Source organism: Salmonella sp. 32020114201800008SM (genome assembly GCF_017572025.1).
In the GTDB taxonomy this organism is placed as follows: domain Bacteria; phylum Pseudomonadota; class Gammaproteobacteria; order Enterobacterales; family Enterobacteriaceae; genus Salmonella; species Salmonella enterica.
The window spans coordinates 21,132-46,893 of record NZ_JAGEQM010000002.1; the positions used below are offsets into that span (position 1 = coordinate 21,132).

Annotated in this window: 23 protein-coding genes and 1 pseudogene; 16 read left to right on the top strand and 8 right to left on the bottom strand. The window is 52.1% G+C overall.

Annotation, left to right across the window (positions count from 1 at the left end; all coding sequences use genetic code 11):
• Positions 1-98 precede the first annotated feature (98 nt).
• The 3 genes and pseudogenes from J4613_RS06185 to J4613_RS22595 all read right to left on the bottom strand — a co-directional run.
• On the bottom strand, positions 99-827 hold the full coding sequence (locus tag J4613_RS06185; RefSeq protein ID WP_000587744.1) for a hypothetical protein: 729 nt from the start codon (positions 825-827) through the stop codon (positions 99-101).
• Positions 828-1,405: 578 nt separating this feature from the next.
• The gene (locus tag J4613_RS06190; protein ID WP_001675416.1) at positions 1,406-1,693 is read right to left on the bottom strand and encodes a DapH/DapD/GlmU-related protein; all 288 of its coding nucleotides are present in this window, start codon (positions 1,691-1,693) and stop codon (positions 1,406-1,408) included.
• A gap of 30 nt (positions 1,694-1,723) precedes the next feature.
• A pseudogene (locus J4613_RS22595) lies at positions 1,724-1,950 on the bottom strand (hypothetical protein); the annotation flags it as partial.
• 322 nt (positions 1,951-2,272) lie between these two features.
• On the opposite strand from J4613_RS22595, the gene J4613_RS06195 reads away from it, so the two are divergent.
• Entirely contained in the window at positions 2,273-2,620 is a 348-nt protein-coding gene (locus tag J4613_RS06195) for a Mor transcription activator family protein (RefSeq protein WP_000615248.1), read from the top strand.
• A gap of 130 nt (positions 2,621-2,750) precedes the next feature.
• Here J4613_RS06195 and lysC read toward each other — a convergent pair whose 3' ends face one another.
• The gene (gene lysC, locus J4613_RS06200) at positions 2,751-4,100 is read right to left on the bottom strand and encodes a lysine-sensitive aspartokinase 3 (RefSeq protein WP_000136400.1); all 1,350 of its coding nucleotides are present in this window, start codon (positions 4,098-4,100) and stop codon (positions 2,751-2,753) included.
• 344 nt (positions 4,101-4,444) lie between these two features.
• On the opposite strand from lysC, the gene pgi reads away from it, so the two are divergent.
• The 6 genes from pgi (at position 4,445) to psiE (ending at position 10,865) form a co-directional block, all read left to right on the top strand.
• The gene (gene pgi, locus J4613_RS06205; RefSeq protein WP_000790028.1) at positions 4,445-6,094 is read left to right on the top strand and encodes a glucose-6-phosphate isomerase; all 1,650 of its coding nucleotides are present in this window, start codon (positions 4,445-4,447) and stop codon (positions 6,092-6,094) included.
• A 443-nt stretch (positions 6,095-6,537) separates the two neighbouring features.
• Positions 6,538-6,780, top strand: coding sequence for an exopolysaccharide production protein YjbE (gene yjbE, locus J4613_RS06210; RefSeq protein ID WP_001541297.1), 243 nt, complete (start codon positions 6,538-6,540; stop codon positions 6,778-6,780).
• A 63-nt stretch (positions 6,781-6,843) separates the two neighbouring features.
• Positions 6,844-7,482, top strand: a complete 639-nt coding sequence (locus tag J4613_RS06215) for a YjbF family lipoprotein (protein WP_000824802.1) — start codon at positions 6,844-6,846, stop codon at positions 7,480-7,482.
• Entirely contained in the window at positions 7,479-8,216 is a 738-nt protein-coding gene (locus J4613_RS06220; protein WP_000977968.1) for a capsule biosynthesis GfcC family protein, read from the top strand. Before J4613_RS06215 ends, J4613_RS06220 begins: the two co-directional genes overlap by 4 nt.
• On the top strand, positions 8,216-10,312 hold the full coding sequence (locus J4613_RS06225; protein ID WP_000750811.1) for a YjbH domain-containing protein: 2,097 nt from the start codon (positions 8,216-8,218) through the stop codon (positions 10,310-10,312). Before J4613_RS06220 ends, J4613_RS06225 begins: the two co-directional genes overlap by 1 nt.
• 142 nt (positions 10,313-10,454) lie before the next feature.
• Positions 10,455-10,865 carry a phosphate-starvation-inducible protein PsiE gene (gene psiE / locus J4613_RS06230; protein WP_000982749.1) on the top strand — a complete coding sequence of 137 codons (411 nt, stop codon included), beginning with the start codon at positions 10,455-10,457 and terminating at the stop codon, positions 10,863-10,865.
• Between the two features lie 165 nt (positions 10,866-11,030).
• On the opposite strand, the gene malG is transcribed toward psiE, so the two are convergent.
• The 3 genes from malG to malE form a co-directional block, all read right to left on the bottom strand.
• On the bottom strand, positions 11,031-11,921 hold the full coding sequence (gene malG, locus J4613_RS06235) for a maltose ABC transporter permease MalG (protein WP_001252081.1): 891 nt from the start codon (positions 11,919-11,921) through the stop codon (positions 11,031-11,033).
• 14 nt (positions 11,922-11,935) lie between these two features.
• Positions 11,936-13,480 (bottom strand): maltose ABC transporter permease MalF, encoded by a 1,545-nt coding sequence (gene malF, locus J4613_RS06240; RefSeq protein WP_111742516.1) that lies wholly within the window; start codon positions 13,478-13,480, stop codon positions 11,936-11,938.
• 132 nt (positions 13,481-13,612) lie between these two features.
• Entirely contained in the window at positions 13,613-14,803 is a 1,191-nt protein-coding gene (gene malE, locus J4613_RS06245) for a maltose/maltodextrin ABC transporter substrate-binding protein MalE (protein ID WP_000695415.1), read from the bottom strand.
• Between the two features lie 361 nt (positions 14,804-15,164).
• On the opposite strand from malE, the gene malK reads away from it, so the two are divergent.
• The 5 genes from malK (at position 15,165) to ubiA (ending at position 20,366) form a co-directional block, all read left to right on the top strand.
• Complete coding sequence (gene malK / locus J4613_RS06250) at positions 15,165-16,274, top strand: maltose/maltodextrin ABC transporter ATP-binding protein MalK (RefSeq protein ID WP_000179176.1); 1,110 nt, start codon at positions 15,165-15,167, stop codon at positions 16,272-16,274.
• Between the two features lie 88 nt (positions 16,275-16,362).
• Positions 16,363-17,721 carry a maltoporin gene (locus J4613_RS06255; RefSeq protein ID WP_000973642.1) on the top strand — a complete coding sequence of 453 codons (1,359 nt, stop codon included), beginning with the start codon at positions 16,363-16,365 and terminating at the stop codon, positions 17,719-17,721.
• A 163-nt stretch (positions 17,722-17,884) separates the two neighbouring features.
• On the top strand, positions 17,885-18,802 hold the full coding sequence (gene malM, locus J4613_RS06260; RefSeq protein WP_000782497.1) for a maltose operon protein MalM: 918 nt from the start codon (positions 17,885-17,887) through the stop codon (positions 18,800-18,802).
• 180 nt (positions 18,803-18,982) lie between these two features.
• Positions 18,983-19,480: a chorismate lyase gene (gene ubiC, locus J4613_RS06265; RefSeq protein ID WP_000019219.1), complete on the top strand. Its 498-nt coding sequence runs from the start codon at positions 18,983-18,985 to the stop codon at positions 19,478-19,480.
• A gap of 13 nt (positions 19,481-19,493) precedes the next feature.
• The gene (ubiA, locus tag J4613_RS06270) at positions 19,494-20,366 is read left to right on the top strand and encodes a 4-hydroxybenzoate octaprenyltransferase (protein ID WP_000455249.1); all 873 of its coding nucleotides are present in this window, start codon (positions 19,494-19,496) and stop codon (positions 20,364-20,366) included.
• A 98-nt stretch (positions 20,367-20,464) separates the two neighbouring features.
• On the opposite strand, the gene plsB is transcribed toward ubiA, so the two are convergent.
• The gene (gene plsB, locus J4613_RS06275) at positions 20,465-22,885 is read right to left on the bottom strand and encodes a glycerol-3-phosphate 1-O-acyltransferase PlsB (protein WP_000017360.1); all 2,421 of its coding nucleotides are present in this window, start codon (positions 22,883-22,885) and stop codon (positions 20,465-20,467) included.
• A 170-nt stretch (positions 22,886-23,055) separates the two neighbouring features.
• On the opposite strand from plsB, the gene J4613_RS06280 reads away from it, so the two are divergent.
• From J4613_RS06280 to J4613_RS06295, 4 genes are all read left to right on the top strand, one after another.
• Complete coding sequence (locus J4613_RS06280; protein ID WP_000002900.1) at positions 23,056-23,424, top strand: diacylglycerol kinase; 369 nt, start codon at positions 23,056-23,058, stop codon at positions 23,422-23,424.
• A gap of 108 nt (positions 23,425-23,532) precedes the next feature.
• Positions 23,533-24,141 carry a transcriptional repressor LexA gene (gene lexA / locus J4613_RS06285; RefSeq protein WP_000646079.1) on the top strand — a complete coding sequence of 203 codons (609 nt, stop codon included), beginning with the start codon at positions 23,533-23,535 and terminating at the stop codon, positions 24,139-24,141.
• 178 nt (positions 24,142-24,319) lie between these two features.
• Positions 24,320-25,645 carry an MATE family efflux transporter DinF gene (gene dinF, locus J4613_RS06290; RefSeq protein ID WP_111742515.1) on the top strand — a complete coding sequence of 442 codons (1,326 nt, stop codon included), beginning with the start codon at positions 24,320-24,322 and terminating at the stop codon, positions 25,643-25,645.
• Entirely contained in the window at positions 25,642-25,755 is a 114-nt protein-coding gene (locus J4613_RS06295; protein ID WP_001575282.1) for a hypothetical protein, read from the top strand. The genes dinF and J4613_RS06295 overlap by 4 nt, the downstream gene beginning before the upstream one ends.
• Positions 25,756-25,762: the final 7 nt, after the last annotated feature.

A 25,762-nucleotide genomic window follows, 5' to 3' on the forward strand; every position in this document is an offset into this window, starting at 1 on the left:
GCAACGCATCGCCCGATGGCGCTTACGCTACCGTATTAGAAACATATAGAGGTTCTGGTGGCGCAAAGAAAAGCGCCGGCATTGAAGAGAAGGAAGCTTTAACGCAGTGATAACTTATATTGTTTCACTTTGCTTTGGATTGTGTTTTTTAAACTAAAATAAGGCACCCAAGGCAATGCTGTGTTCCAGGGGCGAGGGGAACCATGAAAACAGACTATGCTTACTCCGTCAGGTAATTTTCCATTACCTGTCCCATCGTATAGTTCAGGGTTAAAACCAATCATTTTTGGTGTTGCTATATTAGCTTTGTAACTAATAATTCTTCCGGGTAAGATGTTTTGCCATCTTTCAGCATCTTGACATATTCTGCCGATAAATCCTTGATCGCCATGATAGGGCGGGGTTCTTATGGCATTGATTTCCTTTTCAGGATTTTTCATAAATTCATCCCACACATTTTTTTTTGCGGGTGCAGGAATAAACATAATACCTGTTGCTGGCGCAACTGAAGCACCATGCTGAGAAAAGTCATTAAGTAATGTTATTTTTTTCATAGTTGTCAGAGGAGTAATATCTCCCACAACAACGCTATCTATATCAATATAGAGAATATCCTCATTACCAAGAACAGGATGCAGTGGATTGAAAAGTTCTAGTTTTGCCCACCATCCTGGCCAATCATACAAAAGAGGCGCTGTATTTACCCCTTTTATCTTTAGCGCATCTGTTAAACAAACAGAATCATAACCTTTGAGCTGCTTATGTAACCATTGAGCATGTTTTGTGGTGAAGTCTTTGCTTTGTCTGAGCACAGAAACAATAATCATTATATTCCCCGGTGAATATTAGGTGTTTTTAGCCATGTTCCACTATATTTAATGTGCTTTATATTGCAACAAAATTAGTGTTCATATGGTTATTGAAGTTTAATTACATTCAAGATGTGAATGTAATTAATTTGTTTATAATGTTATTAATATATGTAATGTAAGTTGATAAATGTTTTGATGATTGTTTTGTCTTTTATATTTCCATGGGGAGATATAAAATAAGAGTTGGGATGGGAGTGATCTTATTTCCCCTTTTTGTTTCTGGTGGTTTTTATGTTGCTGAATTGGATTAAACACTTCAGTGTTTAAAGCGCGAGGTCCGCAGTATTTTTATCCATCTTCTCAGGCAACCGGGAGGCAGGTATCCCGGAGTTGGACAGACTGCAGTGATGTTACGAGAACGATGCCCGATAGCGTTTACGCTACCGGGCCTTACTAAACGCTCTATCAGAATAGTGATGTAGACATCAGGTCAGAGAATGAACTTAACAATCATTCACAAAAGAAATGTTTTATTTTTAGTCTATTAACCTGACGAGAAAAGTCTATAAAATATTGCAATCTTAAGATTTAGATTAATCCCATTTTTTGTGATTTATTACTGGGATTACTTCTGATGTTTTTTTTGTAATATATATGCTATTTGCTGGAATGCTCTTATTTACAAATGACATTGCTCCAATAGTAACATTATCACCGATAGTAATAGAGCCTATAATGCAGGTGTTGGCTCCTATATCTACATTATTGCCAATAATAATGAAATCATCTTCTTTTAAACCTTGCTTGTTCCCTACTGTTGTATTTTGCTTAAGCGATAAATTACAACCGATACGAGCCTTTTTCGTGATGACGATCCCCATGTGATGCGGAATATCCAAACCATAGCCGATTACTGCTCCCAGCTCTATATCAATTCCAAATTTGGAATTTAGTTTGCGATTAATCCATAATCCAGTTTTTTTCTGTTTTTTTGAACCATAGATATACATCTCATTTGCCAGACGCCACTAAAATAAAAAATTACGTCGGCGATTGTTATTGGCCTGCATAAGTAATCGACATAATGAAAATTCATTCCTGCGAATAATCTCATGCCGCCAGTATTCCCGTAATCCACTTCCTTTTTTAGATATGGAAAATAATAAGCAATGTAAGAGTTTGATTTTTTCTTCCTCCAATGAAGAAAGCTAACTTGTTAAATAAATGTTATTATCGTAGGAGGTTCACGTATCAATTGGTAAAAATACTATAAGATGGTTTTTTATAATACTTCATTTGCTATGCAAACTGAACATTCTTTTAATTTATAATTAAATGCCGTTGATAGTAAATATTTATATATATTTTGAATGTATTGATAGGTAGTTATTGCACCGTTTTTTACGCTTCCCTTTTTGGTGCCGTCACGGGGAGCATGGTGCTGGATATGGAGATAAAATATGATTCAGAAATCAAAAGAAATGGTTCGGCTTCCGGAGATTATTAACGATCTGGCGTTTCATGCGTCGCAGGTACTTATTGAAAGCATGAATATTGATAGCGCGTCAGCCGAAAATGCCGGTCAGGCAATTGCTGACAGAATGATGCGCAACTGGGGCGGGCAAAGCATTTATTTTCCCAAAGGTATCTCTGGTCGGGCTTCGGAACGGGATTATCAGATTTACAGCGAGTGCGATGGGCGTAATTATGCGGAGCTGGCCAAAAAGTACAATTTGACACTGCAGTGGATCTATAAAATCGTTAAGCGGGTCCACACGGAAAAACAGCACCAGCGGCGTATGCTGTAAGCGATATCGGGTATGGCGTATAGCGACAAGCGCTATACGCCGGGAGCAGCGACAGGCCGGATAAGGCGCCTGCGTCGCCATCCGGCAGCGTATTGCCTGATAGCGCTCACCCGCTGCCGTGTCAGGGCGATTATTCAAATAAGTTCTGATGTAGCTTTTGCACCACTTTCTCGGCATCGTCTCCCGGCACGAGGAAGCACAGATTGTGGCTGGAGGCGCCGTAACAAATCATGCGAATGTTGAACGGTTCCAGGACGCCAAACACTTCTTTACCAACACCGCAGGCTTTTGACAGGTTGTTGCCAATCAGCGCGACCAGCGCCAGTCCTTCTTCAACTTCGACCCGACACAGCGCGGAAAGCTCCATCAATAAGGATTGGGTCAGTAACGTATCGCCCGTGGAGGTGGAGCCGGTAGTATCCAGCGTCAGCGCGACGCTCACCTCCGAAGTGGTAATCAGATCTACCGAAATATTATGCCGCGCCAGAATGCCGAACACCTCTGCCAGGAAACCTCGCGAGTGCAGCATATTCAGGCTGTGCAGCGTCAATAGCGTTTGATTGCGGCGCAGCGCCAGCGCGCGGAACAGCGGCGGGTTTTGGGTTTTATTGCACACCAGCGTACCGCCCGCTTGCGGATCTTTACTGGAGCCAACGAAGACCGGGATATCGCTACGCACGGCCGGGAGTAAGGTGGCTGGATGCAGTACTTTTGCGCCGAAGGTTGCCATCTCCGCCGCTTCTTCAAAGTCGATTTCATCAATTCGCTGCGCGACAGGCACTACGCGCGGGTCGGTGGTGTAAATACCGGGCACATCTGTCCAGATATCAACCCGCGCGGCGTGGAGCGCTTCAGCCAGCAACGCTGCCGTATAGTCGCTGCCGCCGCGGCCTAATGTCGTGGTGCGGCCTTTGCTTTCACTGCCGATAAAACCCTGAGTAATGACCAACGTTTCGCTCAGGCGCGGGAGCAACTGCTGCGCGGCCAGTTCCGCAAGCGCTGCGACGTCCGGTTCCGCACGGCCAAAGCGATCGCTGGTACGCATCACTTTGCGCACGTCGAACCAGTGGGCCTGTACGTCGCGTTCACGCAGGATCTCAACAAATAGCAGGGTAGACATCAGCTCGCCGTGGCTGACCAGTTCATCGGTCAGGGCTGCCGATGTCGCCAGCGATGCCGCCTCCGCCAGAATAGTGATGTTTTCCAGCAGGCGTTCAATCTCTTCGCGAATGACATTCGGATGACGCAGACGATCAAGGATATCGAACTGGATTTTACGGATGGCGTCGAGCGTAGCGAAACGTTCGCCGGGCTCCATCCCTTCGGCCAGCGCCACCAGCAGGTTAGTGATGCCGGCAGACGCGGAAAGCACGACTAAACGAACATTGGTGTCGGAAAGTACGATATCCGCGCTACGGTTCATGGCGTCAAAATCAGCGACGCTGGTACCGCCAAATTTGGAAACAACGATCTCTGTCATATCAACCTCGTGTCAGGAAATGAAAAACGCGACCATGGCACAAGGGCAGAACAGAAACCGGTGCAGGCGCAAATGCAAGTAACGTATTTATAAATAAAAGTTGTGGCCTGGACTGTCAACGTTGGGATTATGCGGATTTTTTATGCTGAGTTTAGGCTCAGTAACAGCGCTTATAACCCCGATACCCATTTGCCGCCTTTCTGCACCTCGAATTATTTAGGGTATATACTTTTTATCCTCATTCGACAGTGCCTGGGGCAACGGCACTAAAACAATCACACTTTTCTGTGACTGGCGTTACAATCGATCCCAGTCACAATTCTCAAATCAGAAGAGTATTGCTAATGAAAAACATCAATCCAACGCAGACTTCTGCCTGGCAGGCGCTCCAGAAACACTACGATGAAATGAAAGACGTTACGATCGCTGAGCTTTTCGCGAACGATAGCGACCGTTTCGCTAAATTTTCCGCGACGTTTGACGATCTGATGCTGGTGGATTTCTCCAAAAACCGCATCACCGAAGAGACGCTGGCAAAATTACAGGATCTGGCGAAAGAGACCGATCTGGCCGGCGCGATTAAATCCATGTTCTCCGGCGAGAAGATCAACCGCACCGAAGACCGCGCCGTGCTGCACGTGGCGCTGCGTAACCGTAGCAATACGCCGATCATCGTGGACGGCAAAGATGTGATGCCGGAAGTGAACGCCGTGCTTGAGAAGATGAAAACTTTCTCGCAAGCGATTATCTCCGGTCAGTGGAAAGGCTACACCGGTAAGGCCATCACCGACGTGGTGAACATCGGTATCGGCGGTTCCGACCTCGGCCCGTTCATGGTGACCGAAGCGCTGCGTCCGTATAAAAACCATCTGAACATGCACTTCGTCTCTAACGTCGATGGCACCCACATCGCTGAAGTGCTGAAGAAAGTGAACCCTGAAACCACGCTGTTCCTGGTCGCTTCTAAAACTTTCACCACCCAGGAAACCATGACCAACGCCCACAGCGCGCGCGACTGGTTCCTGAAAACTGCAGGCGATGAAAAACACGTGGCGAAACACTTTGCTGCGCTCTCCACCAACGCCAAAGCGGTCGGCGAATTTGGTATCGACACGGCCAATATGTTCGAGTTCTGGGACTGGGTCGGTGGTCGTTACTCGCTGTGGTCTGCCATCGGGCTGTCCATTATTCTGTCCGTCGGTTTCGACAACTTTGTCGAGCTGCTTTCCGGCGCGCACGCGATGGACAAGCATTTCTCCACCACTCCGGCGGAGAAAAACCTACCCATTCTGCTGGCGTTGATTGGCATCTGGTACAACAATTTCTTCGGCGCGGAAACCGAAGCCATTCTGCCGTACGACCAGTATATGCACCGTTTCGCCGCCTACTTCCAGCAGGGTAACATGGAATCCAACGGTAAATACGTTGACCGTAACGGCAACGCCGTGGATTACCAGACAGGCCCAATTATCTGGGGCGAACCAGGCACCAACGGTCAGCACGCGTTTTATCAATTGATTCACCAGGGTACTAAAATGGTGCCGTGTGATTTTATCGCCCCGGCTATCACCCATAACCCGCTATCCGATCATCATCAGAAGCTGCTGTCTAACTTCTTCGCGCAGACCGAAGCGCTGGCGTTTGGTAAATCCCGCGAGGTGGTTGAGCAGGAATATCGCGATCAGGGGAAAGATCCGGCGCAGCTTGAACACGTTGTGCCATTCAAAGTGTTTGAAGGCAACCGCCCGACCAACTCTATCCTGCTGCGCGAAATTACGCCGTTCAGCCTGGGCGCACTGATTGCGTTGTATGAGCATAAAATCTTTACGCAGGGCGTCATCCTGAACATCTTTACTTTCGACCAGTGGGGCGTTGAGTTGGGTAAACAGTTGGCTAACCGTATTCTGCCGGAGTTGGGCGATGATAAAGCTATTTCGTCCCATGATAGCTCTACTAACGGTCTGATTAACCGTTATAAAGCCTGGCGCGCCTGATGGCACTGCGCTTATCCGGTCTACGTAATGCATAGCGTCTGTAGGCCGGGTAAGGCGTTTCGCCGCCATCCGGCAAAAAGAGAATAAGATAATAAAAAGGCCGATATTCACATCGGCTTTTTTTATAAGATAATTCCGCTTGTCCGTCTTTATCCCCAAAATTTTATATTGAGCTTAATCCTAAAATAAGCAATAACCAGAAAATCACTCTGCGTTATTTTCAGATTATACGGATGCTGATGTCTTTTAGTTTAATTTTAACTTATTGATTTTATTTGTTTGTTAATTAAATAATGTAGGCGTTACTTCTTTAAAGTTTAATTATCCTAAAACTTCGATGTTATTTCTCCCGGGCATAATCCGCCTGCTTTGGTTGTGTATACTCGGTAGCGCCCGAAATTCTTTTGGGTAAATCTCCATTCATTCAATGAAGGGAAATTATGATGAAAAAAGTACTGTATGGCATTTTTGCCATAACCGCGCTTGCGGCGACATCTGTCTCGGCAGCCCCCGTTCAGGTGGGTGAAGCGGCAGGGTCGGCAGCGACGTCGGTATCGGCGGGAAGCTCCTCCGCTACCAGCGTTAGCACCGTAAGTTCGGCGGTGGGCGTCGCGTTAGCGGCAACCGGCGGCGGCGATGGTTCCAATACCGGAACCACGACCACCACGACCACCAGTACCCAGTAGTATCGGTACGTTTAACCATAACCACACTCCGGTGTGGTTATTTTGCCCCTCTGGAGAAGCGTCGTGAAGCGACTCGCACTTATCCTGATTTGCCTGCTATTACAGGCGTGTTCGGCCACCACCAAAGGCCTGGGCGATTCACTGTGGGACAGTTTGTTCGGTACGCCAGGCGTACAGCTAACGGATGACGATATTCAAAACATGCCTTATGCCAGCCAGTACATGCAGCTTAACGGCGGTCCTCAACTGTTTGTGGTGCTCGCTTTCTCGGAAAACGGGCAGCAGAAATGGGTGACGCAGGATGGCGCGACGATCGTGACGCAGCATGGCCGTCTGGTCAAAACTCTGCTCGGCGGCGACAACCTGATCGATGTGAATAATCTGGCGACCGACCCGCTGGCGAAACCAGGACAGATTATCGATGGCGCGACCTGGACTCGCACCCTGGGCTGGACCGAACATCGCCAGGTGCGTTACGCCACCGCCCGTTCCGTTTTTACATGGCGAGGGACCGATAGCGTTAGCGTCGGCAGTGAAGAGACCGCCGTGCGGGTGCTGGATGAAGAAGTGACGACCGATCAAACGCGCTGGCGTAATCGCTACTGGGTTGATAGCGAAGGCCAAATTCGCCAGACGGAACAGTATCTGGGCGCGAATTACTTTCCGGTGAAAACCACGCTGATTAAGGCGGCAAAATCATGATGAAAAGGACGATAAGCGCGCTGGCGCTGGCCTTTGTCGCGTCATCCGCCTTTGCCAGCGGCACTGTTACCGTTTTTACCCAGGGTAATAGCGAGCCTAAAACGCTGACAGACGCTGAGCGTCTGCTCGATTTAGTCGGACAGCCGCGCCTGGCAACGAGCTGGTGGCCTGCGGCGGTGATAGGCGAAGAACAGGCGACCGTGACGGCGCGTCAGCAGCAGCAGGAACTTCTCGGGCGACTGGCGGCGCTCGGCGCTGAGGAAGACGGCGATGCGGCGGCGGCGATAAACACACTGCGCCGACAGATTCAGGCGGTGAAGGTGACGGGCAGACAATTCGTGAATCTTGATCCTGACGTGGTGCGGGTGAGCGAACGTGGTAACCCGCCGCTGCAAGGTCACTACACGCTCTGGGTCGGGCCGCAACCCACGCAGGTGACGCTCTTTGGCTTGATTAGCCAGCCGGGCAGCCAGCCGTTCGTCCCTGGGCGGGACGTCGCCAGTTATCTTGAGGATCAGCGCTTACTCAGCGGCGCGGATCGTAGCTATGCCTGGGTGGTTTACCCTGATGGACGCAGCCAAAAAGCGCCGGTGGCTTACTGGAATAAGCGTCATATCGAGCCGATGCCCGGCAGCATTATTTTTGTCGGTTTTGCCGATTCCCTTTGGCGCGGCACGCCGGAGGCGATAAATGCCGACATTCTTCATACCCTGACGCAGCGGATACCGGAATAATGAAAAAAACACATCTGCTCAGCGTGCTGGCGCTGGGTATTAGCGCGGCCTGCCATGCCGAAACATATCCAGCCCCTGTTGGGCCTTCACAATCTGACTTTGGCGGCGTGGGCCTGCTGCAAACGCCGACAGCGCGTATGACGCGTGAAGGGGAGATGAGCCTGAACTATCGCGATAACGATCAGTACCGCTACTACTCGGCTTCGGTTCAGCTTTTCCCGTGGCTGGAAACCACGTTGCGCTATACCGATGTCCGTACGAAAAAGTACAGCAGCGTGGAATCATTCTCCGGCGACCAGACTTACAAAGATAAAGCGTTTGATGTGAAACTGCGGTTGTGGGAAGAGAGTTACTGGATGCCGCAGGTGGCGGTTGGCGCGCGCGATATCGGCGGGACGGGGCTGTTTGATGCGGAATATATTGTAGCGAGTAAGGCCTGGGGGCCATTTGATTTTTCATTAGGTCTCGGCTGGGGCTATCTTGGCACCAGCGGCAATGTGTCTAATCCTTTCTGTTCGTATAGTGATAAATTCTGTTCGCGTGATAACAGCTATAAAGAGGCAGGTTCCGTCGACGGTAGCGATATGTTTCACGGCCCGGCCTCACTGTTTGGCGGCGTAGAATATCAGACCCCGTGGCAACCGCTACGCCTGAAGCTGGAGTATGAAGGCAATAACTATCAGCAGGATTTTGCGGGTAAACTGGAGCAGAAGAGCAAGTTTAACGTCGGCGCCATTTACCGCGTCACCGATTGGGCCGACGTTAACCTCAGCTACGAGCGCGGCAATACCTTTATGTTTGGCGTTACGCTGCGCACCAATTTCAACGATTTACGTCCCGCGTATCATGACAATTCACGCCCGCAATACCGACCACAGCCGCAGGATGCCATCCTGCAACATTCGGTAGTGGCTAATCAATTAACGTTATTGAAATATAATGCTGGTCTGGCGGACCCGAAAATCCAGGTCAAAGGCGATACGCTGTACGTTACCGGCGAACAGGTGAAGTACCGCGACTCCCGTGAAGGGATCGTGCGCGCTAACCGGATCGTCATGAACGATCTGCCGGAGGGGATCCGCACGATCCGCGTGACGGAAAACCGCCTTAATCTGCCGCAGGTCACCACTGAAACCGATGTCGCCAGCCTGAAACGCCATCTGGAAGGCGAACCGCTGGGACATGAAACCCCGCTGGCGCAAAAACGCGTGGAGCCGATCGTGCCAGAGAGTACTGAACAGGGTTGGTATATCGACAAGTCGCGCGTTGATTTTCATCTTGATCCCGTGCTGAATCAGTCGGTAGGCGGCCCGGAAAACTTCTATATGTATCAGCTGGGCGTAATGGGAACTGCGGATCTGTGGGTCACGGATCATCTGCTCACCACGGGCAGCGTGTTTGCCAATATCGCCAACAACTACGACAAATTTAACTACACCAATCCGCCGAAGGACTCGCATCTGCCGCGGGTGCGTACGCATGTCCGTGAGTATGTGCAGAACGATGTTTATGTGAATAACCTACAGGCCAACTACTTCCAGTATTTTGGCAATGGTTTCTATGGGCAGGTCTATGGCGGTTATCTGGAGACCATGTTTGGCGGTGCCGGGGCGGAAGTCCTGTATCGCCCGGTAGACAGCAACTGGGCGTTTGGTCTGGATGCCAACTACGTGAAACAGCGTGACTGGCGTAGCGCGCAGGATATGATGAAGTTTACCGATTACAGCGTGAAGACCGGACATTTGACCGCATACTGGACGCCGTCGTTCGCCCAGGATGTGCTGGTGAAAGCCAGCGTTGGTCAGTATCTGGCGGGCGATAAAGGCGGTACGCTGGAGATCGCCAAACGCTTCGATAGCGGCGTCGTTGTCGGCGGTTACGCGACGATTACCGATGCGTCGCCGGATGAATATGGGGAAGGGGATTTTACCAAAGGCGTATATGTTTCCGTGCCGCTGGATCTCTTCTCGTCCGGCCCAACCCGAAGTCGTGCGGCAATTGGCTGGACGCCGCTGACGCGTGACGGTGGTCAACAGCTTGGGCGTAAGTTTGGCCTGTATGATATGACCAGTGACAGGAACGTAAATTTCCGTTAATACTCAGGCCGGATAAGGCGTTCACGGCGCTATCCGGCAAATTATCTTATTGAACAAAATATAAACATAAATAAAAAATATAGATGCTCGTCACATTTGTGCGTTATACAGAAACCTCGCCGCAGAGAAAGAGGGGGCTGTTATGATGCCATTATCGCGCTCACGTCTTGAGTTTATCGCCACGATTTTACAAAACGTACTAAATTTGGGGCTGCTTACCCTCGGTCTGATCCTGGTTGTTTTTCTCGGTAAAGAGACGGTTCATCTGGCGGATGCATTATTCGCGCCTGAGCAAGCCAGCAAATATGAACTGGTGGAAGGGTTGGTGATCTACTTTCTTTATTTCGAATTTATTGCGCTGATTGTGAAGTACTTTAAGTCTGGCCTTCACTTTCCGCTGCGCTATTTCGTGTACATTGGGATCACGGCGATTGTGCGTCTGATCATTGTCGATCATAAAACGCCAATGGATGTATTACTCTATTCGGCGGCGATCCTCCTGTTGGTTATCACGTTGTGGTTATGTAATTCGAACCGACTACGGCGAGAATAGGCGTCGCCACACCGTAACGGACGTATGGCGTGGCAATAAATTAGCCGCTGTCTATAACGCATAAAAAAAGCGCTCCGAAGAGCGCCAAAATACGACCATAAGTGGGGATAACATAAGTTGAGGGCAGTGGCATTGCCCGTTGCCGGGCAGGTACTTCGATAAAACTTAACCTTTCACACCCCCAGCCGTCAGGCCGTTGACCAGCCAACGTTGCGCCAACAGGAACACCAGGGTGATAGGAATAGCAGAAAGGACGGCGGCGGCGGCAAAGTCGCCCCACAAATAGTTTTGCGGGTTGAGATATTGCTGCATACCCACGGCCAGCGTATAGCTGTCCACATCGCGCAGTAACAACGAGGCGACCGGAACTTCGGTAATCGCCGCGATGAACGACAGAATAAACACCACCGCCAGAATCGGTACGGAAAGCGGCAGCAGCACCAGGCGAAATGCCTGCCACGGGGTTGCGCCATCCAGCGCAGCGGCCTCTTCCAGCGAGCTGTCGATAGTTTCGAAGTAGCCTTTAATCGTCCAGACATGCAGCGCAATGCCGCCAAGATAGGCGAAGATCACGCCGCCATGCGTATTCAGACCGATAAATGGAATGTATTGTCCCAGGCGATCAAATAACGCATACAGCGCTACCAGAGACAAAACCGCCGGAAACATCTGGAAAATCAGCATCCCTTTGAGCAGTGTTGCTTTACCTGGAAAACGCATTCGTGCGAAAGCGTAGGCGCAGGTGGTGGAGAGCGCCACGATGCCGATGGCGGTAATACCGGCGATTTTCACCGAGTTCCACAGCCACAGCAGGACCGGGAAGGGAGGCGGCGTTACCCGACCATCCGCATGTTCCACGCTGAAACCCAGCGCCAGCCGCCAGTGTTCCCAGGAGATTTTGTCCGGGATCAGGCTTCCGGTGGCGAAGTTCCCTTCACGTAGCGAGATAGCGATGACCATCAGCAGCGGGAACATAATCGCCGCGATGAAAATCAGCAGCCCCAGGTGCGTGATGAAGAGACGCAGTTTCTGAGATTTGGGTTGGACCATAGCCATTGTTATTATCTCCCTTAATCAAACTTCATACGCGTGGCTTTCAGGTTCACTATTGCCAGCGCGCCTACCAGCAGGAAGATCAGCGTAGCAATGGCCGCCGCCATACCGAAGTCCTGACCGCCGCCGCCTTCAAAGGCGATACGGTAGGTGTAGCTGACGAGCAGATCGGTATAACCGGCAGGCGTGGTGGTGCCGAGACGGTCTGGCCCGCCGTTGGTCAACAGTTGAATCAGGACAAAGTTATTAAAGTTAAAGGCGAAGCTGGCGATCATCAGCGGCGTTAGCGGCTTAATCAGCAGCGGTAAGGTGATCTTAAAGAAATTCTGAAATGGACCGGCGCCGTCCATTGCGGAGGCTTCGTACAGGTCATCCGGAATCGCTTTCAGCAGTCCCATGCACAGGATCATCATGTAGGGATAGCCCAGCCAGGTATTCACGATAATCACCATTGCCCGCGCGGTGTTGGGGTCGCTGAACCAGGCAGGTTTAATGCCAAACAGCGCGCTCAGCATCATATTGATTTCGCCAAAGCTTTGGTTGAATAACCCTTTGAAAATCAAAATTGAAATAAACGACGGTACGGCGTAGGGCAGAATCAGCAGGACGCGGTAGATAGCTTTACCTTTCAGCGCTTCCCACTGTACGAGGCAGGCCAATACCATCCCAACCGCCACGGTTAACACCACAGTGAGGACCGAAAAGACCACGGTCCAGACGAAGATAGCGAAAAAAGGCTTCTGGATCCCTTCGTCGGTAAAGACGCGCGTAAAGTTTTTCGCGCCGATAGTAACGGTATAACCAGGACTGAGTTTTTCATCACCCCAGCTTCCGTCGGCGTTGATCGACTGATAATAACCGCTATCGTTATTTGGCCGGTATTTTACGCCGCTCTGGTTATTGGTAAGCAGGCCGTCATCAGCCAGTGTGTACAGCGGACGGGTACCGGAAAACTGACGCAGCGAGCTCATAATCACTTTACTTTCATCCGGCAGGACGGCGGTTATCTGGTTCAACGCCAGACGGTTCTGGGTGATTATCCGCAGATTGGCGCGTTCGCCGCCCGGCAGGGCATCGGTCTCTTTCAGCTGTAATTTTTGTTCGCCGCCGAAGGAAAATGCGTCAGACAGGTAATGTTTGCCCGTTTCTCCGTCGGTGAGGGCCAGTTGCCACTCGTCGCCGGCCGGGTAAAGACCGAAGTTATAGGTTTTTCCCGCCTGATAAGAACGGTCCATCAGCACTTGCTGGGCGCGTTCAAAGGTGAGCTGGTTGGTGCTGCTGTAGTTAGTAAAGGCGATGGCGATGGTGCACACCAGCGGGAATAGCACAAACAGCCCCATGCCGGCGAGGCCAGGGTAAACGTAGCGCCAGGCGTAGGTTTTACGATTTGCGAAAATATACAGGCCAGCAGAGCTTAAAATCAGCGTCATGATGGCGAACAGATACTCCCCTTGTACGTACATTAAAACTACAAGGTAACCCACCAGCAGGCCCAGCAGACCAATTACTGACCATTTAAGCGGGTCGCTTTGCCACCAGTGTTTCTTTTTAATGACATCCATGGGGGTTTTCCTCTACAGCGTTGAAACTTCCTGGCCGGAGATGTGCCTGATGGCGCTGCGCTTATCAGGCCTACGGTGTGTTTGTAGGCCGGATAAGGCATTTATGCCGCCATCCGGCACAGGCTCGCGGCATTACTTGGTGATACGGCTTTGTGCATCTTTCAGCGCGGCATCCACGGTTTGACGGCCGCTGGCGGCGTTGATCACAGCCGTACGTACTGCATACCAGAAGGCGGACATCTGCGGAATATTCGGCATGATCTCGCCTTTCTGGGCGTTATCCATGGTGGCGGCGATACGGGGGTCTTTCGCTAACTGCTCCTGGAAAGATTTCAGCGCCACGGCGCCCAGCGGTTTATCTTTGTTCACCGCTTCCAGACCCTGATCGGTCAGCAGGTAGTTTTCGAGGAACTCTTTCGCCAGCTCTTTATTCGGGCTGGCAGCGTTAATCCCCGCGCTCAGCACGCCGACGAACGGTTTCGAGGGTTTGCCTTTGAAGGTCGGCAGCAGGGTGACACCGTAGTTGACTTTGCTCTTGTCGATGTTCGACCATGCCCACGGACCGTTGATGGTCATTGCCGTTTCGCCTTTATTGAAGGCCGCTTCGGCGATGGAGTAATCGGTATCGGCGCTCATATTTTTGTTTTTGATCATATCGATCAGGAAAGTCAGGCCCGCTTTCGCGCCGGCGTTATCGACGCCAACGTCTTTCACGTCATACTTGCCGTTTTCAAATTTGAACGCGTAACCGCCGTCAGCGGCGATCAAAGGCCAGGTGAAATACGGCTCTTGCAGGTTGAACATTATCGCCGACTTCCCTTTCGCTTTTAGTTCTTTATCCAGCGCCGGGATCTCTTCCCAGGTTTTCGGCGGGTTCGGGACGAGGTCTTTGTTATAAATCAGGGAGAGGGCTTCAACGGCGATGGGGTAGGCGATCAGCTTGCCGTTATAACGTACCGCATCCCAGGTGAACGGATAGAGTTTGTCCTGAAACGCTTTATCCGGAGTGACCTCCGCCAGCAGACCAGACTGCGCGTAGCCGCCAAAACGGTCGTGCGCCCAGAAGATAATGTCAGGACCGTCGCCGGTGGCTGCCACCTGCGGGAATTTCTCTTCCAGCTTATCCGGGTGCTCAACGGTCACTTTAATGCCGGTGTCTTGCTCAAATTTTTTACCGACCTCGGCCAGACCGTTATAGCCCTTGTCGCCGTTGATCCAGATAACCAGTTTACCTTCTTCAATTTTGGCGAGAGCCGGGGCGGAAATCATCATCGTCGTAAGTGCGGATAATGCGAGGATGCCTACGCCAGTTTTAATCTTCATATCTCCCATCCTTTTTGGTGATGTACACAGAGGTGGTTTAACGGTCTCTAGTTTCTTTATACGACAACCTCTTTCCATCCTCCCCGCCCCTACGCCCCACCCCGGCTTTATGTGATCTGTGTTGCATAAATGTGAGTAATGCGTGCTGGCGCACACAAAAACACGCCGATTTTTGCGGGCGGCATCACGAAATTCCTTTTCTGCCCGCACTCGTGGTCTCAGGCGCTGTGTCCTCATCCTCCCGCCTCCTCCCCCATAAAAAAGCCGGGGGGTGGAGGATTTACCCCAGTCAGGGATCGCGCATAGTCAGGCCATCATGAATGTTGCTGTCAATGACAGGTTGTAACGAAGGGAGAAAGGCATGGCGAGCGTACAGCTACGAAATGTAACGAAAGCCTGGGGTGACGTGGTGGTATCGAAAGATATTAACCTCGATATCCATGACGGGGAGTTCGTGGTGTTTGTCGGACCGTCAGGCTGTGGTAAATCGACCTTGCTGCGTATGATCGCCGGGCTTGAAACCATCACCAGTGGCGACCTGTTTATCGGGGAAACCCGTATGAATGATATTCCGCCTGCCGAGCGCGGCGTGGGCATGGTATTCCAGTCTTATGCGCTCTATCCCCATCTCTCCGTTGCAGAAAACATGTCTTTCGGCCTCAAGCTGGCGGGCGCCAAAAAAGAGGTAATGAATCAACGCGTCAACCAGGTGGCGGAAGTGCTGCAACTGGCGCATCTGCTGGAACGTAAGCCAAAAGCGCTTTCCGGCGGGCAGCGTCAGCGCGTAGCGATTGGCCGCACGCTGGTGGCGGAGCCGCGTGTGTTTTTGCTGGATGAACCGCTCTCTAACCTGGATGCCGCGCTACGCGTGCAGATGCGCATTGAAATTTCTCGCCTGCATAAACGTCTGGGCCGCACGATGATTTACGTCACCCACGATCAGGTCGAGGCGATGACGCTGGCCGACAAAATCGTGGTGCTGGACGCCGGTCGCGTCGCGCAGGTCGGTAAGCCGCTGGAGCTGTACCACTATCCGGCGGACCGTTTTGTCGCGGGCTTCATCGGCTCGCCGAAGATGAACTTCCTGCCGGTGAAAGTGACCGCCACCGCGATTGAACAAGTCCAGGTCGAACTGCCGAATCGCCAGCAAATCTGGCTGCCGGTCGAAAGTCGCGGCGTGCAGGTCGGCGCCAATATGTCTTTAGGCATTCGGCCGGAACACCTGCTGCCGAGCGATATCGCCGATGTCACCCTGGAAGGCGAAGTCCAGGTGGTCGAGCAGTTAGGGCACGAAACACAAATTCATATCCAGATCCCCGCCATCCGTCAAAACCTGGTTTATCGCCAGAATGACGTGGTGTTGGTAGAAGAGGGCGCCACATTCGCTATCGGCCTGCCGCCAGAGCGCTGTCATCTGTTCCGCGAGGATGGCAGCGCATGTCGTCGTCTGCATCAAGAGCCGGGTGTTTAAGGCCTCCATAAAAAAACGAAACGCAAAACCATTCGCAGTTTTAGAAGGTGGCAGCGTTTAAAGAAAAGCAATGATCTCAGGAGATAGAATGATGATTACTCTGCGCAAACTCCCACTGGCGGTTGCTGTCGCAGCGGGCGTAATGTCCGCTCAGGCAATGGCTGTCGATTTCCACGGTTACGCCCGTTCCGGTATTGGCTGGACGGGAAGCGGCGGCGAACAACAGTGTTTCCAGGCAACGGGTGCCCAAAGTAAATACCGTCTTGGTAACGAATGTGAAACCTATGCGGAATTGAAACTGGGCCAGGAAGTGTGGAAAGAGGGCGATAAGAGCTTCTATTTCGACACCAACGTCGCCTATTCGGTTAATCAGCAGAACGACTGGGAATCGACCGATCCCGCCTTCCGCGAAGCGAACGTGCAGGGTAAAAACCTGATTGAATGGCTGCCGGGCTCTACCATCTGGGCCGGTAAGCGCTTCTATCAGCGTCATGACGTACACATGATCGACTTCTACTACTGGGATATTTCAGGTCCTGGCGCAGGTATCGAAAATATCGATCTGGGCTTCGGTAAGCTTTCACTGGCGGCGACCCGCTCTACTGAAGCGGGCGGCTCTTACACCTTCAGCAGCCAGAATATTTATGATGAAGTGAAAGATACCGCTAACGACGTCTTTGACGTACGTCTGGCTGGTCTGCAAACGAACCCGGACGGCGTACTGGAGCTGGGCGTTGATTACGGTCGCGCCAATACGACCGATGGTTATAAGCTGGCGGATGGGGCATCGAAAGACGGCTGGATGTTCACCGCCGAACATACGCAAAGCATGTTGAAAGGCTATAACAAGTTTGTCGTGCAATATGCCACCGATGCCATGACCACGCAGGGTAAAGGCCAGGCGCGCGGTTCCGACGGTTCTTCATCTTTCACTGAAGAATTACCTGATGGAACCAAAATTAATTATGCCAATAAGGTCATCAATAATAATGGCGATATGTGGCGTATTTTGGATCATGGCGCCATCTCGCTTGGTGATAAATGGGATTTGATGTACGTCGGTATGTACCAGAATATCGATTGGGATAATAACCTGGGTACTGAGTGGTGGACCGTGGGCGTACGTCCAATGTACAAGTGGACGCCAATCATGAGTACCCTGCTGGAAGTCGGCTACGACAACGTGAAATCTCAGCAGACCGGTGATCGTAACAATCAATATAAAATCACCCTGGCGCAACAGTGGCAGGCGGGCGACAGCATCTGGTCGCGTCCGGCTATCCGTATTTTCGCCACCTACGCAAAATGGGATGAGAAGTGGGGCTATATCAAAGACGGCGATAACATTTCCCGTTATGCCGCAGCGACTAACTCCGGCATTTCCACCAACAGCCGTGGCGATAGCGATGAGTGGACCTTCGGCGCCCAGATGGAAATCTGGTGGTAATACGATGGTCATCTGACGTAACGAGGGGCGCAAGCCCCTCTGAAACATCAGGTCTGATGATGCTTGTAAGCCGAATAAGGCGCCAGCCGCCATTCGGCGATATGTTTGGGTTGGCGCGCTATTGCCTGGCTACCGCTGAACCCGCCTTATTGAGGTGAGAATAATGAAAATGAAGAAAAGTCTCGTCGCCCTCTGTTTAACCGCAGGGCTGTTCGCCAGCGTGCCGGGTATCAGCCTGGCGGAAGTGAACTATGTACCGCAAAATACCAGCGCCGCGCCCGCTATTCCTGCTGCTGCGCTACAGCAATTAACCTGGACGCCTGTAGATCAGTCAAAAACGCAGTCTACCCAACTGGCGACTGGCGGCCAGCGCCTTGACGTCGCCGGCATTACCGGCCCGGTCGCCGCTTATAGCGTTCCGGCGAATATCGGCGAGCTGACATTAACTCTGACCAGCGAGGTCAATAAGCAAGCCAGCGTTTTTGCGCCAAACGTGTTGATTCTTGACCAAAATATGACACCTTCGGCGTTCTTCCCCAGCAGTTACTTTACTTATCAGCAGCCGGGCGTCATGAGCGCAGACCGGCTGGAAGGCGTGATGCGCCTGACGCCTGCGTTGGGGCAGCAGAAACTCTATGTTCTGGTGTTTACGACCGAAAAAGATCTTCAGCAAACCACTACGCTGCTCGATCCGGCAAAAGCCTATGCCAAAGGCGTCGGTAACTCTATCCCGGATATTCCCGATCCAGTTGCTCGCCATACCACTGACGGCGTGGTGAAACTGAAGGTAAAAACCAACAGCAGCTCCAGCGTATTGGTCGGGCCGTTGTTTGGCTCGTCCGGTACCGGGCCGGTAACGGTAGGCAATACCGCCGCGCCGGTCGCTGCGCCAGCGCCAGTCGCGCCGAAGAAAAGCGAACCGATGTTGAACGATACGGAAAGCTACTTTAATAAAGCGATTAAGGATGCCGTAGCGAAAGGCGACGTCGATAAAGCGCTGAAACTGCTTGATGAGGCCGAACGTCTGGGATCGACATCTGCCCGTTCCACCTTTATCAGCAGTGTAAAAGGCAAGGGGTAATTATTTCCCCACAGTGCTGATTTTGCAGCAACTGGTGCGTCTCCTGGCGCACCTTTTTTTATCATTTCATGCGAATTGTTATTTTTTTGTTGCGCAACAGATCACTTAATTGTGATTGCGCCCCCCGTAATGTCTTTTCTGAGATACAATGACTTTAGGTTATGAATCGGAGAGTAAGGCATGTCACACCCTGCGTTAACGCAACTGCGTGCGCTGCGCTATTTTGATGCGATTCCTGCGCTTGAACCCCATTTGCTGGACTGGCTGTTGCTGGAAGATTCTATGACTAAACGTTTTGAGCAGCAGGGAAAGCGGGTAAGCGTGACGCTGATTCGGGAAGCGTTTGTCGGCCAAAGTGAGGTCGAGGAAGCATCAGGTTTACTGCCATCAGAATCCCGCTACTGGTTACGTGAGATACTGCTTTGCGCTGACGGCGAGCCCTGGCTTGCCGGACGTACCGTGGTACCGGAATCCACGCTGTGCGGACCTGAACAGGTCTTACAACATCTGGGTAAAACCCCGCTTGGACGTTATCTATTTACATCATCGACACTGACCCGCGATTTTATTGAAATTGGACGCGATGCAACGCTGTGGGGGCGCCGCTCTCGACTGCGGTTGAGCGGAAAACCGCTGTTGCTTACCGAGCTTTTTTTACCTGCATCGCCGCTGTACTGAGAGGAAGATAAAGATGGAGTGGAGTCTGACGCAGAGTAAGCTGCTGGCGTTTCACCGTTTGATGCGTACAGATAAGCCTATTGGCGCGTTGCTGCTGCTCTGGCCGACGCTTTGGGCACTATGGGTGGCGACGCCGGGTATGCCTCAGCTGTGGATTTTGGCAGTTTTTGTCGCTGGCGTGTGGTTAATGCGCGCGGCGGGCTGCGTGGTGAATGATTATGCCGATCGTAAATTTGACGGACATGTAAAACGTACGGTCAACCGACCTTTACCCAGCGGCGCCGTGACAGAGAAAGAAGCGCGCAACCTGTTTGTGGTGCTGGTGCTGCTGGCGTTTCTGTTGGTGCTGACGCTGAACGCCATGACGATTCTGCTTTCCGTGGCGGCGCTGGCGTTGGCCTGGGTTTATCCCTTTATGAAACGCTACACCCACCTGCCGCAGGTCGTGCTGGGGGCCGCTTTCGGCTGGTCAATCCCCATGGCGTTCGCCGCGGTGAGCGAATCCCTGCCGTTGAGCTGCTGGCTGATGTTCCTCGCCAATATTCTCTGGGCGGTGGCTTACGATACGCAATATGCGATGGTCGACAGAGATGATGATATCAAGATAGGCATTAAATCGACTGCGATCTTGTTTGGTCGTTATGACACATTGATTATCGGGATTCTGCAGCTTGGCGTCATGGCGTTAATGGCGCTGATCGGCTGGTTGAATGGTCTGGGATGGGGATATTACTGGGCTGTGCTGGTGGCGGGCGCGCTGTTTGTCTACCAGCAAAAACTGATTGCGAACCGTGAACGTGAAGCCTGCTTTAAAGCCTTTATGAACAATAACTACGTTGGCCTGGTGCTATTTTTAGGGCTGGCGATGAGTTACTGGCACTTCTGATGTCATGCCGGGCGAACCCGGCCTACAAAACCAAAATTTTCAATACGTCATATCAGTTGCCCGATGAGCTTGCACTATCGGGCATTTCAGGCACTGGCTTACTCGCCCTGCGTCGCGCTTTCAATCGTCAGACGGACATCAGAGGTAATTAGATCGGCAAGCATCTGATATATCTTCATCGTTTCTGCCGGTTCGGCATCGCCCGTATCACTGATATAACCCTCATCCCGTAGCGTCAACACGAGTGAACTGAACACCGCTTTGTCGAAAAACTCCGGCGCGTTAATACCGTGCAGGACAGACAGACGTTGCGCCACGGTACGGCTTTCTTTCTCCAGCGTACTGCGGTTGATGGACGGATTGGCGCTCAACAGCCAGAACGTAATGGCATAACGCTGTAGCGTTTCGCGCGCGCCTGCCGCCAGCAGCTGCAGCGTACGGGAATGCGTCGGGTTGATATGCAGTTCATCATCCTGCAGGGTAATTAGCCCCTGACGCTGCATTTCACTGGCCAGCGCGTCAATGACCGAGGCTAACTCCTCGCGCTCCCAGCGCAGGAACAGCTCCGCTTTTAACATCGGATAGAGCGCTTCAACATGCTGCTGCAACGCATCACGCGAAATGCGACGATGCTGGGTGATAATCGCCGCCATCAGCGAAGGCATAATCAACATATGCGCGATATTGTTACGATAGTAGGTCATCAACACCGCCTGCTCGCGCGGCAGAATGATGATATCGCCAATGGTGTCTTTCTCGACCTCAAACTTATTCATCTGCAGCGCGTGAGCGATAAGCTCGCCAGCGCTGGCGGCAGGAACGGTTGAGTCTGTGGAATAAGGGACATTGCGCATCAGATCGAGATAGCAATCAAGCTGCTCGGTGAGTTGCTCGCGGGTGAGCGAGCGCTGACGCGACGCTAACAGCGCGGTACAACACAGGTTCATCGCGTTTGCCGCGCCAGCGTTGTTAATACGCACCATCAGATCGGCGGCGATACTATTTACCGTCGGCGTCAGCCAGGCTGGGCGTATGGCCTCTATAGGGTCGATAGATTCGCGCCACTCCGGCACATGCTGGTTCAGGTACGTCATGAGCGGCATCGGTTCGCCAAAGTTAACGTAGCCCTGACCCAGATTGCGCAGCTTGCTCAAGCCTTTCAGCATCTGCGGCAGGCTCTCTTTCTCTTTTGTCGCGCCGCGCAGTTCTTTCGCATAGGTGCCCACTTCCATGACGTGCTCATAGCCGATGTAAATAGGCACTAACGTAATTGGACGGGTACCGCCGCGCAGCATCGCCTGGATAGTCATCGACAGGGTGCCGGTTTTCGGGTCTAACAAACGTCCGGTACGCGAACGTCCTCCTTCGACAAAATACTCAACCGAGTAACCGCGGCTGAACAGCTCGCCCAGGTATTCGCGAAAGACGGTGGAATAGAGTTTATTCCCCTTAAAGGTGCGACGAATAAAGAACGCGCCCAGACGACGGAAAATCGGGCCAGCGGGCCAGAAATTAAGGTTAATACCGGCGGCAATGTGCGGCGGAACCAGTCCCTGATGGTACAGCACATAAGAAAGGAGCAAGTAGTCCATATGGCTGCGGTGACAGGGTACATAGACGATTTCATGCCCGTCGTGCGCCAGTTGGCGTACGCGCTCGGCGTTATGCACGTTAATTCCCTGGTAAAGACGGTTCCAGGTAAACCCCAAAATCCTGTCGGTCAAACGAATCATCTCGTAAGAGAAGTTCGCCGCGATCTCTTCCATCAGCGCAATGGCGTTTTGCTGCGCTTTTTCATGAGAGATTTTCTTACTGCGCGCTTCGTCTTCTACTGCGCGGGCGATCGCTTTCGAGGCCAGCAGTTTGTTAAACAGATCCTGACGGGCGGGCAGGCGTGGGCCAACCGCCGCCAGGCGCTGGCGAGCAAAGTGCATACGCGCCACGCGAGCCAGCTTCTGCGCGATGATTTTATCGGTGCCGTGTTCATCAGCCATGCGACGCAATGAGACGGACGGCGAGAATCGGACAAAGCTATCGCGACCCAGCCAGGAGATGGCAAAGAATTTCTGTACGCCGTTCAGCATACGTAAAGGCGGGTTATCTTCTCCCTTTTCACGACCCGGCGCGCGGCCAAACATCACGGAAACGGGCACCATCTGCACGTCCAAAGCCGGATTACTCCGATGCAGATCGAGATAATCGTGAAAAAGTTTCACCGACTCTTCTTTTGGCGTGTAATAGGTAAAGACACGCGGTCCGCCGTGAATAAATACATAGCGTGGCAGCAACGCGCCGTCGATCTCCAGCGGCTCCAGCGGATCCGGGAGATCGTGCGCCAGACATTGCGCCCGCAGCGTCAGTAAGTCCGCTTTTGAGTTGTATGGCAAGACATACATAATGGGGCGAGAAGTATCGAGCCCCAATTCCTGGGCGGGTTCCGCCGGAATAGACTTGCTTTTTACCAGTATGCTTAATGGTAAATTCAGTAATTTGTAGTAAATTCGTGGCCAGCCGGACATAAACGATGTAAAGCCTCTGGTTAATAATGCAAATGCGGTGCAAGGATATCAGAAAGTTTAGCGAATTTCTGTTGTATCCCGTCATACTTCGCGCTGCGTTACGGCAGTCCGAATCGTGCAGGGCAACCGTATAATGTCATTGACGTTAATAATGTAAAAAGGTTCTTTTGATGGCCAATAATACCACTGGATTCACCAGAATTATCAAAGCGGCAGGATATTCCTGGAAAGGATTTCGCGCCGCATGGACTCACGAAGCGGCGTTTCGCCAGGAAAGTATCGCGGTATTGCTGGGCGTCATCATCGCCTGCTGGCTGGATGTGGATGCGATTACCCGTGTGTTATTGATAGGTTCCGTTTTACTTATCATGATTGTTGAAATCCTCAACAGCGCTATTGAAGCGGTCGTGGACCGCATCGGTTCTGAATACCATGAGCTTTCCGGCCGTGCGAAAGATATGGGATCGGCTGCGGTGCTACTGTCTATTTTCGTTGCCCTGATGACCTGGGGCATCCTGTTATGGTCACATTTTCGATAAAGGTTCCAAATTTTATAAATCTCTTGTTTTTTGCGCCGTTTGTGGTTCCAAAATCACCTTTAACTGTATATACTCACAGCATGACTGTATATACACCCAGGGGGCGGAATGAAAGCGTTAACGGCCAGGCAACAAGAGGTGTTTGATCTCATCCGGGATCACATCAGCCAGACAGGTATGCCACCGACGCGTGCGGAAATCGCGCAGCGTTTGGGGTTCCGTTCCCCAAACGCGGCGGAAGAACACCTTAAGGCGCTGGCGCGCAAAGGGGTGCTTGAAATCGTTTCCGGCGCATCGCGAGGTATCCGTCTGTTACAGGAAGAAGAGGACGGATTACCGCTTGTCGGGCGTGTCGCGGCGGGTGAACCGCTTCTGGCGCAGCAGCATATTGAAGGCCATTACCAGGTCGATCCTTCACTGTTCAAACCCAGCGCCGATTTCCTGCTGCGCGTGAGCGGTATGTCGATGAAAGACATCGGTATTATGGATGGGGATTTGCTGGCGGTACATAAAACGCAGGACGTCCGTAATGGCCAGGTGGTTGTCGCTCGCATTGACGATGAAGTGACAGTAAAACGCCTGAAAAAGCAGGGCAATAAAGTGGAGCTGCTGCCGGAAAACAGCGAGTTTACACCGATAGTGGTGGATCTGCGCGAACAAAGCTTTACGATTGAAGGGTTGGCGGTAGGCGTCATTCGCAACGGGGAATGGTTGTAATCTCTTTTTAATCTCCTTGTAAGCCGTCATCCGGCAATCGTGCAGCCTGATGGCGCTGCGCTTATCAGGCCTACGGGAATGCAGTTCCTGAGATGATTAATTTGTAGGCCGGATAAGGCGTTACGTCGCCATCCGGCAATGCGCTCGTTTCGTTTAACTCCTTGTCAGGCTTTTCTCCATGCCGCTTTTTACCTCCTCTGATAAAGCTCTCTGGCATCTCGCGCTGCCGATGATTTTTTCTAACATCACCGTCCCCTTGCTGGGGCTGGTCGATACGGCGGTGATTGGTCATCTGGACAGCCCGGTTTTCCTGGGCGGCGTGGCGGTGGGCGCGACTGCCACCAGCTTTCTTTTCATGCTGCTGCTATTTCTACGTATGAGCACCACCGGCCTAACGGCGCAGGCATTTGGCGCCAAAAATCCGCAGGCGTTAGCCCGGGCGCTCATTCAACCGTTATTACTGGCGCTGGGCGCTGGCGTGATGATTGTGCTATTTCGCACGCCGCTTATCGAGCTGGCTTTACATATTGTCGGCGGGAACGACGCTGTCCTGGTGCAAGCGAGACGCTTCCTTGAAATTCGTTGGCTAAGCGCTCCCGCGTCACTGGCGAATCTGGTGCTGCTCGGTTGGCTGTTAGGCGTTCAGTATGCGCGGGCGCCGGTTATCTTGTTGGTCGTGGGCAATATCCTCAACATCGCGCTCGACCTGTGGCTGGTGATGGGGCTTCATATGAACGTGCAGGGTGCTGCCCTGGCGACGGTCATCGCAGAATATGTCACGTTACTGATCGGCCTCATGATGGTACGTAAAGTTCTCCATCTCCGCGGTGTGTCGCTGGATATGCTAAAACAGGCCTGGCGCGGCAACGTGCGCCGCCTTTTGGCGCTCAATCGCGATATCATGCTGCGCTCATTGCTCCTTCAGCTTTGTTTTGGCGCAATCACGGTGTCAGGCGCGCGGCTGGGCAGCGATATTATCGCGGTAAATGCAGTCCTGATGACCTTACTCACCTTTACGGCCTATGCGCTGGACGGTTTTGCTTATGCGGTGGAGGCGCACTCCGGTCAGGCTTACGGCGCGCGTGACGGTAGCAAGCTACTGGACGTCTGGCGAGCGGCGTGTCGTCAGTCAGGAATTGTGGCCTTGTTGTTTTCCACAGTCTATGCCCTGGCAGGCGAACATATTGTCGCGTTACTGACCTCATTGCCGCAAATACAGCTACTGGCGGATCGGTATCTTATCTGGCAGGTGGTATTACCGCTGGTGGGCGTATGGTGCTATCTGTTCGACGGTATGTTTATTGGCGCGACGCGCGCTGCCGAAATGCGCAATAGCATGGCTGTCGCCGCGGGAGGATTCGCGCTGACGCTCTTCGCCCTGCCGGTATTAGGAAATCATGGTTTATGGCTGGCATTAACCGTGTTCCTGGCGCTTCGCGGTCTGTCGTTGAGCCTTATCTGGCGTCGTCACTGGCGCGAGGGTACATGGTTTGCCAGATCGTGACGGTTAAAAATTCTGAATATAAAACCGAAGGCCGAATTCCTGCCTACAATTATTATCACGTCCAGCAGAAATTGCAGTGCATTTGGGCGAATAACACCTGCTATTCCTAACCGAATG